The 16,461-nt window shown below is 58.5% G+C and carries 18 protein-coding genes; 6 read left to right on the top strand and 12 right to left on the bottom strand.

Features of this window, described 5'->3' with window-relative positions; translation table 11 throughout:
* Positions 1-5: 5 nt before the first annotated feature.
* From potG to L2I46_RS12870, 6 genes are all read right to left on the bottom strand, one after another.
* Positions 6-1,139 (bottom strand): putrescine ABC transporter ATP-binding subunit PotG, encoded by a 1,134-nt coding sequence (gene potG / locus L2I46_RS12895; protein WP_044521950.1) that lies wholly within the window; start codon positions 1,137-1,139, stop codon positions 6-8.
* 161 nt (positions 1,140-1,300) lie between these two features.
* Entirely contained in the window at positions 1,301-2,413 is a 1,113-nt protein-coding gene (gene potF / locus L2I46_RS12890) for a spermidine/putrescine ABC transporter substrate-binding protein PotF (RefSeq protein WP_023288982.1), read from the bottom strand.
* A gap of 348 nt (positions 2,414-2,761) precedes the next feature.
* A complete protein-coding gene (locus L2I46_RS12885; protein WP_002896365.1) occupies positions 2,762-3,241 on the bottom strand; it encodes a YbjN domain-containing protein in 480 nt (159 codons plus the stop codon).
* Between the two features lie 88 nt (positions 3,242-3,329).
* Positions 3,330-4,232, bottom strand: a complete 903-nt coding sequence (gene rimK / locus L2I46_RS12880) for a 30S ribosomal protein S6--L-glutamate ligase (protein ID WP_023288981.1) — start codon at positions 4,230-4,232, stop codon at positions 3,330-3,332.
* A gap of 114 nt (positions 4,233-4,346) precedes the next feature.
* Positions 4,347-5,069: a nitroreductase NfsA gene (gene nfsA, locus L2I46_RS12875; RefSeq protein ID WP_032455244.1), complete on the bottom strand. Its 723-nt coding sequence runs from the start codon at positions 5,067-5,069 to the stop codon at positions 4,347-4,349.
* Positions 5,053-5,340, bottom strand: a complete 288-nt coding sequence (locus tag L2I46_RS12870) for a YbjC family protein (protein WP_004201326.1) — start codon at positions 5,338-5,340, stop codon at positions 5,053-5,055. The genes nfsA and L2I46_RS12870 overlap by 17 nt, the downstream gene beginning before the upstream one ends.
* A 202-nt stretch (positions 5,341-5,542) precedes the next feature.
* Here L2I46_RS12870 and L2I46_RS12865 point away from each other — a divergent pair, with 202 nt between their 5' ends.
* Positions 5,543-5,806, top strand: coding sequence for a GrxA family glutaredoxin (locus tag L2I46_RS12865; protein ID WP_002896352.1), 264 nt, complete (start codon positions 5,543-5,545; stop codon positions 5,804-5,806).
* A 6-nt stretch (positions 5,807-5,812) separates the two neighbouring features.
* Here L2I46_RS12865 and ybjM read toward each other — a convergent pair whose 3' ends face one another.
* The gene (gene ybjM, locus L2I46_RS12860) at positions 5,813-6,196 is read right to left on the bottom strand and encodes an inner membrane protein YbjM (protein WP_002896351.1); all 384 of its coding nucleotides are present in this window, start codon (positions 6,194-6,196) and stop codon (positions 5,813-5,815) included.
* A gap of 267 nt (positions 6,197-6,463) precedes the next feature.
* Between ybjM and L2I46_RS12855 the strand changes: the two genes are divergently transcribed.
* Positions 6,464-8,149, top strand: a complete 1,686-nt coding sequence (locus tag L2I46_RS12855) for an aspartate:alanine antiporter (RefSeq protein ID WP_004179131.1) — start codon at positions 6,464-6,466, stop codon at positions 8,147-8,149.
* Positions 8,150-8,327: 178 nt separating this feature from the next.
* Here the strand turns inward: L2I46_RS12855 and L2I46_RS12850 are convergent, their stop codons facing one another.
* The gene (locus L2I46_RS12850) at positions 8,328-8,891 is read right to left on the bottom strand and encodes a TetR/AcrR family transcriptional regulator (protein ID WP_044521890.1); all 564 of its coding nucleotides are present in this window, start codon (positions 8,889-8,891) and stop codon (positions 8,328-8,330) included.
* Positions 8,892-8,973: 82 nt separating this feature from the next.
* Between L2I46_RS12850 and L2I46_RS12845 the strand changes: the two genes are divergently transcribed.
* Complete coding sequence (locus L2I46_RS12845; protein ID WP_236947914.1) at positions 8,974-10,176, top strand: MFS transporter; 1,203 nt, start codon at positions 8,974-8,976, stop codon at positions 10,174-10,176.
* Positions 10,176-10,988 carry a Cof-type HAD-IIB family hydrolase gene (locus L2I46_RS12840; RefSeq protein ID WP_023288977.1) on the top strand — a complete coding sequence of 271 codons (813 nt, stop codon included), beginning with the start codon at positions 10,176-10,178 and terminating at the stop codon, positions 10,986-10,988. Before L2I46_RS12845 ends, L2I46_RS12840 begins: the two co-directional genes overlap by 1 nt.
* 38 nt (positions 10,989-11,026) lie before the next feature.
* On the opposite strand, the gene kdeA is transcribed toward L2I46_RS12840, so the two are convergent.
* Positions 11,027-12,259 (bottom strand): multidrug efflux MFS transporter KdeA, encoded by a 1,233-nt coding sequence (kdeA, locus tag L2I46_RS12835; protein WP_004201293.1) that lies wholly within the window; start codon positions 12,257-12,259, stop codon positions 11,027-11,029.
* Positions 12,260-12,585: 326 nt separating this feature from the next.
* Here kdeA and ybjG point away from each other — a divergent pair, with 326 nt between their 5' ends.
* The gene (ybjG, locus tag L2I46_RS12830; protein WP_032455240.1) at positions 12,586-13,179 is read left to right on the top strand and encodes an undecaprenyl-diphosphate phosphatase; all 594 of its coding nucleotides are present in this window, start codon (positions 12,586-12,588) and stop codon (positions 13,177-13,179) included.
* 102 nt (positions 13,180-13,281) lie between these two features.
* Positions 13,282-14,040, top strand: a complete 759-nt coding sequence (gene deoR, locus L2I46_RS12825; RefSeq protein ID WP_023288975.1) for a DNA-binding transcriptional repressor DeoR — start codon at positions 13,282-13,284, stop codon at positions 14,038-14,040.
* A gap of 53 nt (positions 14,041-14,093) precedes the next feature.
* On the opposite strand, the gene dacC is transcribed toward deoR, so the two are convergent.
* The 3 genes from dacC to L2I46_RS12810 form a co-directional block, all read right to left on the bottom strand.
* Positions 14,094-15,296, bottom strand: a complete 1,203-nt coding sequence (gene dacC / locus L2I46_RS12820) for a serine-type D-Ala-D-Ala carboxypeptidase (RefSeq protein ID WP_004201290.1) — start codon at positions 15,294-15,296, stop codon at positions 14,094-14,096.
* Positions 15,297-15,806: 510 nt separating this feature from the next.
* Positions 15,807-16,124, bottom strand: coding sequence for a hypothetical protein (locus L2I46_RS12815; protein WP_224998366.1), 318 nt, complete (start codon positions 16,122-16,124; stop codon positions 15,807-15,809).
* Positions 16,125-16,126: 2 nt separating this feature from the next.
* Entirely contained in the window at positions 16,127-16,366 is a 240-nt protein-coding gene (locus tag L2I46_RS12810; protein ID WP_048334555.1) for a hypothetical protein, read from the bottom strand.
* Positions 16,367-16,461 lie beyond the last annotated feature (95 nt).

Genomic DNA, 16,461 nt, shown 5'->3' with positions numbered 1-16,461 from the left:
TCTCCTTACACCGTCAGTACAACGCAGCTGTCCGCATCCCAGCATAAACGCACCTCGTCACCCCAGGTGGGCGTCCCTTTCCGATGGCGGTGCTCATTCTGCAGCTGGGCGCTGATCATCTGCCCGCTTTGCAGGCGCACATGGTAGATGGAGAGATCCCCCAGATAGGCGATATGAATCACCTCGCCGACGGCAAAATTGTAGCCATCCGCCGGTGGCTCATCGCACAGCATGATCTTCTCCGGACGCAGCGCCACCCACACCGGCACGTTGTCCACCACCGAGGCGTCGGGGTCGACCTTCAGCGGATGCACCAGTCCCGGCGAGCGCAGCACCAGGCCATCTTCCAGACGCTCTTTCACCAGCCCTTCAAAGACGTTCACCGAGCCGATGAACTCGGCGCTGTAGCGGGTGGTCGGGTGCTCGTAAATCTCTTCCGGTTCGCCAATCTGCACAAACTTTCCGCGGTTCATGATGGCGATACGGCCCGCCATGGTCATGGCCTCTTCCTGATCGTGAGTCACCATCACGCAGGTCACGCCAACGCGCTCAAGAATATCCACCACCTCCAGCTGCATGCGATCGCGCAGCTTTTTATCCAGCGCCCCCATCGGCTCGTCGAGCAGCAGCAGCTTTGGTCGTTTCGCCAGGCTGCGCGCCAACGCGACGCGCTGGCGCTGACCGCCAGAGAGCTGGTGCGGCTTACGTTTAGCGAACTCCTGCATGTGCACCAGAGCCAGCATCTCCTGCACCCGGGCGGTGATTTCCGCCTTAGGCAGACGATCCTGCTTCAGACCGAAAGCGATATTCTGCTCAACGGTCATATGGGGAAACAGGGCGTAGGACTGGAACATCATATTGATAGGCCGCTGATAGGGCGGTACGCGCGCCAGATCCACGCCGTCGAGCATAATCTGTCCGGCGGTCGGTTGCTCAAAGCCCGCCAGCATGCGCAGCAGGGTCGATTTCCCGCAGCCTGATGCGCCCAGCAGAGCAAAAATTTCGCCTTTATAAATAGTGAGACTGACATCGTCGACAGCGTGCTGGCCATCAAACGACTTGGTTAAGTTACGGATTTCCAGCAGCGGGGTCAGCGCTTTGGGGGCTTTCGCCTGTGGGCGGGGCATTACGTCGTTCAATCGGGTGCTCTCCGGCAAAAAAACGATCACCATATGGTCCGGTGCCATACTTCGTGCTTAACAGTGCAGGTGCACCATCCTGGTGCTTCTGCTCGCCGGGCGCGCTGCCATTTCCCGGCGAGTGCCGTTCTGATACGGCCCGCTTACCGGGCCGTCAGAGTTTATTTACCGCTCTTCACTTTGGTCCACGCGCGGGTGCGCACGCGGTCGATCTTCGGATCCTGCACCTTCAGCGTGAACAGTTTGGCGAACACATCCGCTGGCGGATAAATCGCCGGGTTGTTACGGATAGTCTCGCTGACCAGCGGCGTAGAGGCCTTGTTGCCGTTGGCGTAGAACACCTGGTCGCTGATTTTGGCGATCACATCCGGGCGCATCAGATAGTTAAGGAACTGATAGGCCTCATCTTTATTCTTAGCGTCGGCCGGCATCGCAAAGACGTCAAAGAACGCCAGGGCGCCTTCCTTAGGAATAAAGTAGGAGACGTTGACGCCGTTCTTCGCCTCTTTCGCGCGGTTCGCCGCCTGCCAGACGTCCCCTGCCCAGCCGATCGCCACGCAGATGTCGCCATTGGCGAGGTCGTTAATATATTGCGAAGAGTGGAAGTAGCGGATGTTCGGCCGCAGCTTCAGCAGCAGATCGGTGGCCGGACCGGTGTAATCATTCGCTTTGCTGCTGTTCGGATCCTTGCCAAGGTAGTTCAGCACGGTGGCGAAAATCTCTTCCGGCGCGTCGAGGAAGGAGACGCCGCAGCTTTTCAGTTTTTCAAGGTTCTCCGGCTTCAGCACCAGATCCCAGCTGTCCACCGGCGCATCTTTGCCGAGGACGGCTTTCACCTTATCCACGTTGTAGCCAATGCCCGTCGTCGCCCACAGGTAAGGCATGGCGTATTTATTCTCCGGGTCATGCTTGGCGACCAGCTTCAGCACTTCGGGGTCGAGATTCTTCCAGTTCGGCAGCTTGCTCTTATCCAGCGGCTGGAACACGCCCGCCGCCAGCTGGCGCTCAAGGAAGCTGGCCGATGGCACCACCAGATCGAAACCGGTGCTGCCGGCCATTAATTTACCTTCCAGCACTTCATTGGAATCAAAAACGTCATACACGACTTTAATCCCGGTCTCTTTTTCGAAATTGGCCACGGTGTCCGGCGCAATATAATCAGACCAGTTATAGACATGCAGGGTTTTTTGTTCGGCGGCGAGCGAACCGGCAGAGACGGCCATCAGCGCACCCGTAACCAGACCTGTTAACCATTTTTTACCAAAGGCGGTCATATCTCTTTTCCTTCTCAACGCCCGTTAACTTACGGGCTCAAATATACGCATTTCTACGCATGCAAAAATCATGCATATTTTTTCATTGCCTGAGAAAAGGAGAGCGGATCTCTCCCGGAGTGGTTGCTCGCAACTGGAAGCATCGCCAGAATAACTGTAGCCAGAATAAGAGGCTATAGCCCAGGTAAAAAAACGCCTTTTATCAAATTTTTATGCAATAACGGTCTACGTGATAAGCCAAAACGGCCTGAATGGCGGTGAATAATGCTTTAAAGAAAGGTTAAATGCAGAATAAAAGCGGGTAATACGCAGCCGCTGCGGTAGTGGCTGCGCTAATTTTAGGCAGGTTTAGTGAAGAAAATGGTATTGCACGTTTTCTGCGGCCGGCTCTTCTTCTTCGCCTTTGTACAGCAGCTGATTGGCTCCGGCTTCGAGGATCACCATCGAGATCTGCTCCTCGCTTTGGCGGAAGAACCAGGCGAACTGCTCCATCGTCACCCCGGGGCCGATAGACAGCGACTGGCAGACCACCAGCTTGGGCAAATTATCGTCCTGAATGTCGATAAACGCCTTCACGGTTAACGAACTGGCGTTGATGGCCGAGAGATCCGCCGACAGCGCCAGTAAAGCAGACGGCTTCACCTCCGCCAGGGCGGAAAAGAGCACCACGTTATCCACCAGGTCAATTTTGGCATCAAAAATACCGTCGAAATTCTGCATATGCGGCAGGTGCAATGCCTGACAGGAATCGCACTCAAAAAAGCTGATGCCGATCTCATCCAGCCAGCGACGTAGCGTATCCAGACCTGGAACGACCAGTGAATCCATAGTGCCTGTGACCTCTTACAGTGGAAAAACGACGCCATAGCTTACGCAAAAAAAGCGCCGCATACCATGACAGTCTTGCATCCGGCGGTTAGCCGCCTATTTTCAAACAGAATTCCGGTGTCGCCTGGCGCTCGATCCAGGCGATCATCCTGCTGGCGATGTCCACGCCGGAGGTGGTTTCCACGCCTTCCAGTCCGGGCGAGGCATTCACCTCCATCACCAGCGGCCCGCGGGTGGCGCGTAAAATATCGACACCGGCGACGTCCAGGCCCAGGGTTTGCGTCGCCTTGATGGCAATGGCGCGCTCCTCATCGCTAATCTGCGCCACCGTAGCCATGCCGCCACGGTGCAGGTTAGAGCGAAAATCGCCCTCTTTCGCCCGCCGTTCGATCGCCGCCACCACCTCATTGCCGACCACCAGGCAGCGAATATCGCAGCCTTTCGCCTCGGCAATGTACTCCTGCACCAGGATGTGGGCGTTCAGCCCGCGAAAGGCGTCGATCACGCTCTCCGCCGCCTGGCGGGTCTCCGCCAGCACCACGCCGATCCCCTGGGTGCCCTCCACCAGCTTCACCACCAGCGGCGCGCCGCCGACCATGGCGATCAGATCGCTGGTGTCATCGGGGGAGTGAGCGATGCCGGTCAGCGGCAGATCGATGCCCTGGCGCGCCAGCAGCTGCAGCGAGCGCAGCTTATCGCGAGCGCGGGTGATGGCGACCGATTCGTTCAGCGGATAGCTTCCCAGGAGCTCAAACTGACGCAGGGCCGCGGTGCCATAGTAGGTAATCGCCGAGCCAATGCGCGGGATCACCGCATCAAAGTGCGGCAGCTGGCGCCCTTTATAGTGGATCGAAGAGGCCACCGGGCTGACGTTCATATAACAGGAAAGCGGATCGAGGATCTCGACCTGATGCCCGCGCTGTTGCGCCGCTTCGCGCAGGCGTCGACATGAATAAAGCGTTCCATCCCGGGATAATATGGCAATTTTCATCCTGCACCTCTGCAAAAAGACCCGCACTGGCGGGCCTCAGCTATCGAACACACTTCCACCTTTCCTGCCGCCAGCGTCGGATACCGCCTGGCCGGAGCAGCAGTGTACACGTAATCAGCGCGTTGCCCACCCCTGCTTATGCAGATAGTCGAGAATAAACGGACGACTCTCTTTCACGATAGTGCGACGGATATGATCGCTCCAGGTATCGCGGCGGGCGTTGCTGCCGCGCGACAGATAATAGTGCGCCAGCTGTTCGTCATACTCCGCCAGCAGCGCATTATCCAGCGGCTGATAGCGGTTCTCATGCACCAGCATGGCGGCCGGCATCCGCGGCTTGATGTCCGGGTTATCCGCCGGCCAGCCAAGGCAAAGACCGAACAGCGGCAGAACGTGCTGCGGCAGCTCCAGCAGCTCGGTCACCGCCTCGATGCTGTTGCGCAACCCGCCGATATAGACGCCACCCAGCCCGAGGGACTCGGCGGCGGTCAGCGCGTTTTGCGCCAGCAGCGCCGTATCGACAACGCCGATCAGCAGCTGTTCCGCCAGCCCCAGCTCCGCCTGCGGGCAGATCTGCAGGTGGCGGTTAAAGTCGGCGCAGAAGACCCAAAACTCCGCCGCCTGGGCAACGTGCTGCTGGCCGCCGGTCAGCGGGACCAGACGTTCACGCAGGGCCGGGTCGGTAATACGGATGATGGAGGTGCACTGTAAAAAACTCGAGGTAGATGCCGCTTGCGCGCTGGCGATAATCGCCGCGCGCTGTTCGTCGCTCACGGGCGCATCGGTGAAGTGGCGGATAGAACGGTGGCTGCGTAGCAGCTCAATGGTCGGCGTCATTTCGTTTTTCTCTGTCAGACAAGGATTCAGGCTCAGGAGAGTGGGTTAACTGCGGGGCCACGATCTGCGCCATCCGCCACATCACGACGATGGCGGCGGGGATCATCAGCACGATCCCGGCAAAGAGCATCACCAGCGCCGCGGTCGGGCTGGCAATGGGCGCAGGCAGCTGGACATACTGGTTAAGCGAGAGCCAGGCGAGGGTTAACAGCCCCATCCCGAGGATCTCAACCAGCAGTATGCTTTTTGGCAACGGGGCAAATTTTCGCATCACGCCTCTCCGGTTGATAAACGCGGCGCGCCAGCCAATGCCACCGCGCCGCCGGGTCAGTATACGGGTTTTGATAGTACGACATTTATCAAACATAGCCGTAAACCATCGAAGCAAAAGGCAGAACCTTCTTTCCCTCACCGGCCAATGCAGGCATCATAAGCGCCATTCGCCATCCGGCTGAGGTTTAAGGAGAGAAGCAATGTTTACCGTTATTTTTGGTCGTCCAGGCTGCCCTTACTGCGTTCGCGCCAAAGAGCTGGCAGAAAAACTGACCAACGAGCGTGATGACTTTAACTACCGTTACGTGGATATTCACGCCGAAGGCATCAGCAAAGCTGATCTGGAAAAAACCGTCGGCAAACCGGTTGAAACCGTACCGCAGATTTTCGTCGACCAGAAACACATCGGCGGTTGCACCGATTTCGAAGCCTGGGCGAAAGAGAACCTTGGCCTGTTTGCCTGAGTAAATTTATTTACTCGATGAATGACTGCGCCAGGTATCAAGCCAGGCGCAGATAAACAAAAAGCACAACGCCCCGAGCGCACACCAGAACACCGCGCTCAGTACCCACGCCATCTCCTGCCAGAACGTCCGGTGCGTGACGAAAAACAGCCGCATCGTCACCATACAGACCGGCGCCGCCAGTATCGCGCCGAGCAAAGGACGCAGCACCCGCCGTCCGGGAGAGAGACAGCTCGCCGCCGCCCCTGGCAGCAAAAAGAAGAGCAGGCCCAGCTCCGGGTTGCCGCTGGCGCGAAAGGCCCCTTTCATATGTAACAACAACGATAAGCACACCACAATGAACAGAACGAAGCCACAGATAATGCCGGCCCAACTACGCTCAGATTTCACCGTATCCTCCTGATGTTGCCTCTAACTCACGTCCACGTCGCCCAGTCAGATAAAGCATTTCGGCAATCCATGCCAATAACTCCCCTACCAGCCTAAAAACGATTGTCACTAGCCGCCGCATCCAGGAAGGATTAAACTAGCGGGTATATTTTTGCTGGTTATAACAGGGTGCCAGAATAGGTTCGCGACAACGCGAACGCCTGAGCAACCTTAGACCAAATAACCATTTCCTTCAACAACTTACTAGTAAACGAGAAGTTGGCTTTCGTGAATATAAACGTCGCAGATTTGTTAAACGGGAATTACATCCTGTTATTATTCGTTGTACTTGCATTAGGACTATGCCTGGGAAAACTGCGTCTCGGCTCAGTACAACTTGGTAATTCCATTGGCGTTTTAGTCGTTTCTCTATTATTAGGTCAGCAGCATTTCGCGATTAACACCGATGCCCTTAATCTCGGCTTTATGTTGTTTATTTTTTGCGTCGGCGTGGAAGCCGGTCCTAACTTTTTTTCGATTTTTTTCCGCGACGGGAAAAACTATCTGATGCTGGCCCTGGTGATGGTCGGCAGCGCGATGCTGATCGCCATGGTGCTGGGTAAAGTGTTCGGCTGGGATATCGGGCTCACCGCCGGTATGCTGGCGGGGGCGATGACCTCCACCCCGGTGCTGGTGGGCGCGGGGGACACCCTGCGCCATTTCGGCCTGCCCAGCGATCAGCTGGCGCAGTCGCTTGATCACCTGAGCCTCGGCTATGCCCTGACCTACCTGGTTGGTCTGGTGAGCCTGATCGTCGGCGCCCGCTATATGCCCAAGCTGCAGCATCAGGATCTGCAGACCAGCGCCCAGCAAATCGCCCGCGAGCGCGGCCTCGATACCGATTCCAAACGTAAAGTCTACCTGCCGGTGATCCGCGCCTATCGCGTCGGTCCGGAGCTGGTGGCGTGGGCGGATGGCAAAAATCTGCGCGAGCTGGGCATTTATCGCCAGACCGGCTGCTATATCGAACGCATCCGCCGCAACGGCATTCTGGCCAACCCGGACGGCGACGCGGTGCTGCAGATGGGCGACGATATTGCGCTGGTGGGCTACCCGGACGCGCACGCCCGCCTCGACCCGAGCTTCCGCAACGGTAAAGAGGTGTTCGACCGCGACCTGCTCGACATGCGCATCGTCACCGAAGAGATTGTGGTCAAAAACCACAACGCCGTCGGCCGCCGCCTGGCGCAGCTCAAGCTTACCGATCACGGCTGCTTCCTGAACCGGGTCATTCGCAGCCAGATCGAGATGCCTATCGACGACAACGTGGTGCTGAACAAAGGCGACGTGCTGCAGGTCAGCGGCGACGCCCGCCGCGTGAAGACCGTAGCCGACCGCATCGGCTTTATCTCCATTCACAGCCAGGTGACCGACCTCCTCGCCTTCTGCGCCTTCTTTATCGTCGGCCTGATGATCGGCATGATCACCTTCCAGTTCAGCTCCTTCAGCTTCGGCATCGGCAACGCCGCCGGCCTGCTGTTCGCCGGCATCATGCTTGGCTTCCTGCGCGCCAACCACCCAACCTTCGGCTATATCCCGCAGGGGGCGCTGAACATGGTGAAAGAGTTTGGCCTGATGGTGTTTATGGCCGGGGTCGGGCTCAGCGCCGGGGCCGGGATCAATAACGGGCTGGGCGCCGTCGGCGGCCAGATGCTGGCGGCCGGGCTTATCGTCAGCCTGGTGCCGGTGGTGATCTGCTTCCTGTTCGGCGCCTACGTGCTGCGCATGAACCGGGCGATGCTGTTCGGCGCCATGATGGGGGCCCGCACCTGCGCCCCGGCGATGGAGATCATCAGCGATACCGCGCGCAGCAACATCCCGGCGCTCGGCTATGCGGGCACCTACGCCATCGCCAACGTGCTGCTCACCCTTGCCGGGACGCTCATCGTGATCATCTGGCCGGGGCTACAATAAATTTTTTGCGAAAAAAGCCGCCACAGGCAGAACTTTTTCTCAGGGCATCAGTCATAAGTAATGCCACTGCTTTTCTTTGATGTCCCCATTTTGTGGAGCCCATCAACCCCGCCACTTCGGTTCAAGGTTGATGGGTTTTTTGTTGCCTGCGTTTAGCCATTCCGGCTGAAACACCGCCTCAGCGCCCCTCTTCCTGCGCCCTCTCCCCTGCCAGCTGCCCGACCATCATGCGGATCGCCGCCTTCGACAGCGGCGCGCGGTCGGTGACAAAGTGCAGGGTCATCCCTTCAATAAAGGCGTCAAGGCCGCGGGCGGTGTCCGGGGCAAACCACTGCTCCAGCGTCTGCTGGCTGCGCCGCATCCAGTTCTGCATCACCGCCTTCAGCGCTGGCTGGCTGCTGCAGAATGCGTACAGCTGGTACATCAGCTCCATATTACGCGCCGTGGTCACCTGGGCGCTGAAGATCAGCTCCGCGATGGCATCGCAGGCTTGTTGCCGGTTCGTTACCCCGGCGAAGCTTTGCTGATACTGCGCCGACATCTCGGCGGTAAACAGGTTGAACGCCTCCGCGATCAGCGCCTCGATGCCGCTGAAATAGTAGGTCAGCGACCCCAGCGGCACATTCGCGCAGGTGGCGATTTTACGGTGCGTCACCGCATGGACGCCGTGCGCCGCGATGGTGTCCAGCGTCGCCTGCAGGATGCGCTCGCGGCGCTGCGGATCGTTCGGTCTACGGGCCATGATTTTCCTCTTCCGGTTTATGTACAAATGTACACATGCTTGCTACTGTTGTCTTCACTCTTCTCCTTTAAGGCGTTTACGGATGACGACGCAATCTTCGCGCAGAGCGCTCCAGCTTCGACTGTGGGCGCTGTTTATGTTCTTTTTCATCCCCGGCTTATTAATGGCCTCCTGGGCCACCCGCACGCCGGCGATCCGCGATCTGCTGGCGCTTTCTACCGCAGATATGGGCGTCGTGCTGTTTGGCCTGTCGGTGGGATCGATGAGCGGTATTCTCTGCTCGGCGTGGCTGGTGAAGCGCTTTGGCACCCGCAAGGTCATCCGCACCACCATGTCCTTCGCCGTACTCGGCATGCTGGTGCTCAGCCTGGCGCTGTGGGTCACCTCCGCCCCGCTGTTCGCCTTCGGTCTGGCCATCTTTGGCGCCAGCTTTGGCTCGGCAGAGGTCGCCATTAACGTCGAGGGGGCGGCGGTTGAGCGGGAGATGAATAAAACGGTGCTGCCGATGATGCACGGCTTCTACAGCTTTGGCACCCTGTTCGGCGCCGGGGTGGGAATGGCGGTGACCGGGTTCGGCCTGCCCGCCGCCCCGCATATCCTGGCGGCCGCGCTGGTGGCCATTCTGCCCATCGCCATTGCCATCCGCGCCATTCCGGAGGGTACCGGTAAAAATGCCGCCGAAGCCGCCCACGGCGAGGCGAAAGGTCTGCCGGTATGGCGCGACGCGCAGCTGCTGCTTATCGGGGTCATCGTCCTGGCGATGGCCTTTGCCGAAGGCTCGGCCAATGACTGGCTGCCGCTGCTGATGGTGGACGGCCACGGCTTTAGCCCCACCTCCGGCTCGCTGATCTATGCCGGCTTCACCCTCGGCATGACGCTGGGCCGCTTTACCGGCGGCTGGTTTATCGATCGCTACAGCCGGGTGACGGTGGTTCGCGGCAGCGCAGTGATGGGCGCCCTGGGTATCGGCCTGATTATCTTCGTCGATAACCCCTGGGTGGCGGGCATCTCGGTGCTGCTGTGGGGCATCGGCGCCTCGCTCGGCTTCCCGCTGACTATTTCCGCCGCCAGCGATACCGGTCCGGATGCCCCTAAGCGCGTCAGCGTGGTGGCGATTACCGGGTATCTTGCTTTCCTCGTCGGGCCGCCGCTGTTGGGCTTCCTCGGCGAGCACTTCGGCCTGCGCAGCGCGATGCTGGTGGTGCTGGGCCTGGTGATGGTGGCGGCGCTGGTCGCCCGCGCGGTGGCTAAGCCACAGTCTGAACCCGTTATGGAGAACAGCTAATGAGCATCAAACTGATTGCGGTGGATATGGACGGCACCTTTTTAAGCGATGCCAAAACCTACAACCGGCCGCGCTTCCTCGCCCAGTATCAACGAATGCGCGAGCAGAACATTCGCTTCGTGGTCGCCAGCGGCAACCAGTACTACCAGCTGATCTCCTTCTTTCCGGAGATCGCCCACCAGATCGCCTTCGTGGCGGAAAACGGCGGCTGGGTAGTGAGCGGCAATGAAGATGTCTTCAACTGCCAGCTGCCGGTTCACCATTTCAACGCCGTGGTCGATCATCTGCAGACGCTGCCGAATATCGAAATCATCGCCTGCGGGAAGCGCAGCGCCTACACCCTCAACCGCTACAACGACGCGCTGAAGACGGTGGCGGCGAAGTATTATCACCGCCTTGAACTGGTGGATGATTTTAACCATCTCGATGACACCATCCTCAAATTTGGTCTCAACGTGCCGGACCGCCTGATCCCGGAAATTCAGCCGAGGCTGCACGCGGCGCTGGGGGACATGGTGACCGCAGTGGCCACCGGCTACGGCAGCATCGACTTAATTATCCCGGGGGTGCACAAAGCCAACGGCCTGCGTATTTTGCAGCAGCGCTGGGGCATCGAGGATCATGAGGTGGTGGCGTTCGGCGACAGCGGCAACGATATCGAAATGCTGCAGCACGCCGGGTTTGGCTTCGCCATGGCCAACGCCCGGGAAGACGTCAAAGCCGTCGCCCGCTATCATGCGCCGCACAACAACGAAGAGGGGGTTCTGCAGATTATCGATAAGGTGTTGGATCGCGAAGCGCCGTTCGCCTGATAAGACCCGGATGCAAGCGCATCCGGGTTGAAAACCGGTTACCCCTGCTGCGAATTGCCGACGCTTTTATCTTTCAGGAAGTAGATCATCAGCCCCAGCCACAGCACCCCGCCCAGCAGGTTAAACAGGCTGAACAGCCCATTGCCGCCCAGCTCGTAAGCATGTTTGCTGAGCTCGATGCCGACGGTGAAGATCAGCATCTGCAGCATTCCCATCGCCGCCGAAACCGTGCCTTTGCTCATCTCGCTGGCGAACAGGGTTAAGCGCACCAGGCCGGCGTTCGCCAGGCCAATCCCGAAGGCGTAGAAGCTCAGGCCGGCGGTCATCCACAGATAGGCGTGGGAAGAGACCACCGTCGCCGCCGCGGAGAGGAGCAGGCCAAACACGATCGGCCAGCCGCCCATGATAATCAGCGAGCGCACGGTACGGCGCGAAGTCAGGCGCGCCAGCACCAGGTTGCCGGCAATCAGCGCGCCGAAAATCGGCACCTGCAGCATGCCATACTCATAGCTGGTGGCTTGTTCGCCGCTGATAATAATGACCGGCGACTGGGCAATCCACGCCAGCAGCGGTAGGCTGACAAAGCCGGTGGCCAGCGCGCCGGCGACGAAGCGCAGGTTCTTCAGCACCAGCCGATAGTCGCGGCCCAGCTCTTTGACCGACAGCTTTTCACCCAGCCGCGTCGCGGTCTCCGGCATCGCTCGCTGCAGGCCGACAAACGAGATGGCCGCCAGCACGGCGAACAGCACGAACATCATCTCCCACGGCAGGATATGCACCCAGGCGGCGCCCACCAGCGGCCCCAGCAGCGGAGCAATCAGCGCCACGTTGGCCATCAGGGCGGTGATTTTAATACACACCGCCTCCTCAAAGGACTCCTGGATCGCCGCGTAGCCGACCGCGCCGATAAAGCACAGGCTGATCCCCTGCAGGAAGCGCAGCAGGGTGAACTGCTCAATGGTCTGCGCCAGCAGCGTCGCCAGGCAGGTGACGATAAACCACACCACCCCGGTCAACATCACCGGACGGCGGCCAATACGGTCCGACAGCGGCCCCAGCAGCCACTGTAAAAACATGCCGCCGGCCAGATAGGCGGTCATCGAGGTGGGAACCCACTCGTTGCCCACCTGGAATTCCTGAACCACGGCCAGCATACCCGGCTGGATCATATCGTTGCCGATATAGGTGGAGAACTCGTACAGCACCAGACATAGCGGGAACAGCAGCGCCTGCCTTCCGAGGCGGCGGCCTGAAAGCGAATAATTTTGCATGAAATCTCTTATCTATCAAAAATCGCGCAAAGTGTAATGAAACTCCCGGCGCGGAGATAGTGAATTGTGGGTGACACCGCACAATATTGCGAGTTGCGCGCCACCGTCAGACTTCTTCTTTGCAATTCACTCGGCGTATATATTCCGTTTATGTTTCAGCAATGTGACAAAGGATATACTGACCCTTTTCAGGGGGTTAGCGCCGCGCCTCAGGAGGCGACATTTCATAACAACCTGATCTTTAAGACAATGCTGCTTTATCTCCGCACCGCTTTTATTTAGGGTAGGCGGCTTATTTGCTATCGGACCAACGAGCCTGGAAGTCTATGCTGGAAAATATTAACTACGCGCTGTTCGCCCTGCTCAACGCGACCCCGGCCTCGCCGCAGTGGGCCATTGAGGTGGCGATTTTCATCGCTAAAGATCTGATTCTGATCGTCCCCCTGCTGGTGGTGGCCTTGTGGCTGTGGGGGCCTGCCCAGCGGCAGATGGTGTTTAAGCTGATGCTGGCGCTGACGATCAGCCTGACCGTCTCATGGGCGATCGGCCACCTCTATCCGCACGATCGGCCGTTTGTCGCCGGCGTGGGCTATAACTTCCTGCACCATGCGGCGGACGACTCCTTCCCCAGCGACCATGGCACCGTCAGCTTTACCTTTGCCCTGGCCTTTCTGTTCTGGCATCGCCTGTGGTCCGGCGCCCTGCTGATGGCCCTTGCCGCCGCCATCGCCTGGTCCCGCGTCTATCTCGGCGTCCACTGGCCGCTGGACATGGTTGGCGGCCTGCTGGCCGGGATGTGCGGCTGCCTTGGCGCGGCGCTAATCTGGCATACTGTCGGCCCGGCGCTGTACCGTCAGCTGCAGCGCCTCTATCGCCTCTGCTTCTCCCTGCCGATCCGCAAAGGCTGGGTGCGCGGCTAAACGCCGACCGTCGCGGCGGCCACCGCGTGACTAACCCGCAAGCGACAGGTAAAATCCCGCTAACGCCCTGCCTCCGCAGGGCGATTTTAGCGCAGAGGGAATATGGAAACTCGCCGTGACGAACGCATCAGTCAACTCATTCAGGCACTCAAGCGCAGCGATAAGCTGCATCTGAAAGAAGCGGCCTCCCTGCTTGGGGTGTCGGAAATGACCATTCGTCGCGACCTCAACGGCCACAGCGGTCCGGTCGTGCTGCTCGGCGGATACATTGTGCTGGAGCCGCGCAGCGCCACCCATTACCTGCTCAGCGACCAAAAGACCCGGCTGGTCGAGGAGAAACGCCGCGCCGCCCGCCATGCGGCTGCGCTGCTGGAGCCCCATCAGATGGCCTTCTTCGACTGCGGGACCACCACCCCGTGGATCATCGACGCCATTGACGATGCCCTGCCCTTCACCGGCGTCTGCTACTCCCTGAACACCTTTCTGGCCCTGCAGGAAAAGCCCCAGTGCCGCGCGGTCCTGTGTGGTGGAGAATTTCATGCCAGCAACGCGATTTTTATGCCGCTGAGCCTTGAGGATACCCTCAGCCATCTGAGCCCTGACATCGCCTTTTACTCGGCGGCGGGCATTGACTGCGAACAGGGGGCGACCTGCTATAACCTGGAGGAGCTGCCGGTCAAACACTGGGCGATGCGACACGCGCGCTACCACGTGCTGGTGGTCGACCACAGCAAGTTTGGCAAAGTGCGTCCGGCGCGCATGGGGGCGTTAGCGAAGTTTGACGTGATCGCCAGCGATATCTGCCCGGATGATGAGCTGGTGGCGCTGGCGAAGGCACAGCAGATCTCCCTGCTGTATTGAAGCGTCACTATTGAAGCGTAACTGACCGCGCCCCGCCGGGCGCGGTCATGGCATCAGGAGAACCAGCTGCCGAACCAGCCGTGCAGTTTCATCAGTACGAAGTCGATCATCCGGCTGAAGAAGCCGCCCTCTTTCACCGGCTCCATGACGATCAGCGGGCGCTGCTCGATGGTTTTATCATTCAGCTTAAAGTCGATAGTCCCGACCACCTGCCCCTTCTCCAGCGGCGCGGTAAGCTGCGGCTGGTTTAAGGTGTAGCTGGCTTTCAGGTTTTTCAGCTGGCCCTTCGGCAGGGTGATAGAGCCCGCTTCGCCGGCCCCCAGTTTCGCTTCGCTGCTATCGCCAAACCACACGCGCTGGGTGACGAAGGTGGCATCCGGTTTAATCGGCGTCACGGTTTCATAGAAGCGGAAGCCCCAGGTCAGCAGTTTTTCCGACTCGTTAAAGCGAATGCGGTCGGTTTTGGTCCCCAGCACCACGGCAATCAGACGCATATCGCCCTGAGTAGCCGAAGAAACCAGGTTATAGCCGGCCCCGGCGGTGGTCCCGGTTTTCACGCCATCGGCGTTGAGGTTGGTGCTCCACAGCAGGCGGTTACGGTTTGGCTGGCGAATTTTATTAAAGGTAAACTCTTTCTCTTTATGTACCGCGTACTCTTCCGGTACGTCGTGGATCATCGCTTTGGTCAGTAACGCCATATCGCGGGCGGTACTGAACTGCCCCGGCGCATCGAGGCCGTGGACGGTCATAAAGGTGGTGTTGGTCAGCCCCATTTTTTTGGCGTAGCCGTTCATCAGGCTGACGAAAGCGTCCTGGCTGCCCGCCACGTAGTCCGCAATGGCAATGCTGGCGTCGTTACCGGACTGAATGATGACCCCTTTGTTCAGATCTTCTACTGAAACCTGCATGCCGGGCTTGAGGAACATCACCGATGAACCGCGCAGCGCTGGGTTGCCGGTCGCCCAGGCATCGCGCCCGACGGTCACCATATCGGTCAGTTTAATTTTTCCCGCTTTTATCGCCTGCCCCACCACGTAGCTGGTCATGATCTTCGTCAGACTGGCCGGGTCGAGTTTTTCATCGGCATTGCCTTCGCTCAGCACCTTCCCGCTGGCGTAGTCCATCAGGATCCAGGCGCGAGCGTCAATCGAAGGGGCGTCGGGGAGTTGTTCTGCAGCCTGCACCGCAGGTGCGACAAGAAATAACAGCGCGCAACCTGCCGCGAGGCCGCGAAGGGAAAAAGCGTCATGCATCATAAGAGCCACCCAAGTATCCTTTCCAAACAAAATATGCCGCGCCACTCTGACCGCGCCGCAGCAACCGGTGAGTAAAGCGTACAAATGACCTTAAAGAAACAGCGAGTTGGTAAAGTTTTTAAAGTTTACGCAATAACATGCCGCTGTGCTTTAATCAGAACAATTTTTTTGATCGTGATTGCCTAAATATTAACTTTATTATGGCAAGAAAAAACTTACCGTTCAAAAATCAATGATATAGCCACATTTCAATAAGATACAAAAATTTATGGCAAGACAAATGCGGACAAATGCGGACATTTGGTTGCCCCAAATCATGCCCCAAACGCCGATTTGCCCCAAAATCTGCCCCAAAATTGCCAGCCTCTGCTCTCAAAAAGCCCATCAGGGATGATAATGAAGTTATGGACTGATTTCATCGAAGGTCGCGCAGGTGAGTAAGCCATTTCGCCAGCTCTTCAAACACCATGATGCTATCAGCGCCACCGCCGCCGGTACAACCAACAGCAACTAAACAACGGTGTTGTCCCCGCGGGCATCGCAGATAGTAAATGTCACGACGCCGATAACAATGACATCGTCCAGAGCCTCACCTTCGATCGCTTCGCCATCCTCGGTAATCAGAGACTTTCCTCTAAGCGTGGCGAGCTCCGTCCCGCCGCCGTGCTGGATCAGAACCTGACTACCCTGCTTTGGTTTCAGGGAGACATCCAGCACAACGTAACCGCCAGATTGCTCGAAGACGAGCGTATTTGGACCGACATTGCAGATCGAGTTAACCGTTAACCGCCCCTCCACATAGTCTGATGCTGGCGATGGAAATCCCACGATTACAGCCCTCCATTCGGGTTGTAAAGCTGGAACGTGCGATCGTCACCTTCCTGCGTTGAGACGTCGCGGAATGTTGTCACGTAGCCCTCTATCCACTGATTAGCCTGCCGCGGTGACCAGTGCCAGTTATATCTCTCCAGTTCCTGCAGAAATCGCCTGGTGGTGAGGATGCGCTTTCCGTTAGGCAGGATATCTATTGCCTTACGGCAGGCCGTCTCGATTTCGTATAAACGCGGCATACTTCCCCCTGTCAAACTTGTCGCGGTAGGGATACCCGTTACCGGATACCCCCCGCACAGATCCCGGCGTGCGCGATTTACGCACCGGGCTCCTG

It is taken from the genome of Klebsiella sp. 2019SCSN059, assembly GCF_021739525.1.
Taxonomy (GTDB): Bacteria; Pseudomonadota; Gammaproteobacteria; order Enterobacterales; family Enterobacteriaceae; genus Klebsiella; species Klebsiella quasipneumoniae.
Note: the sequence above shows the minus strand (reverse complement) of the source record. Positions and strands in the feature narration are given on the sequence as shown.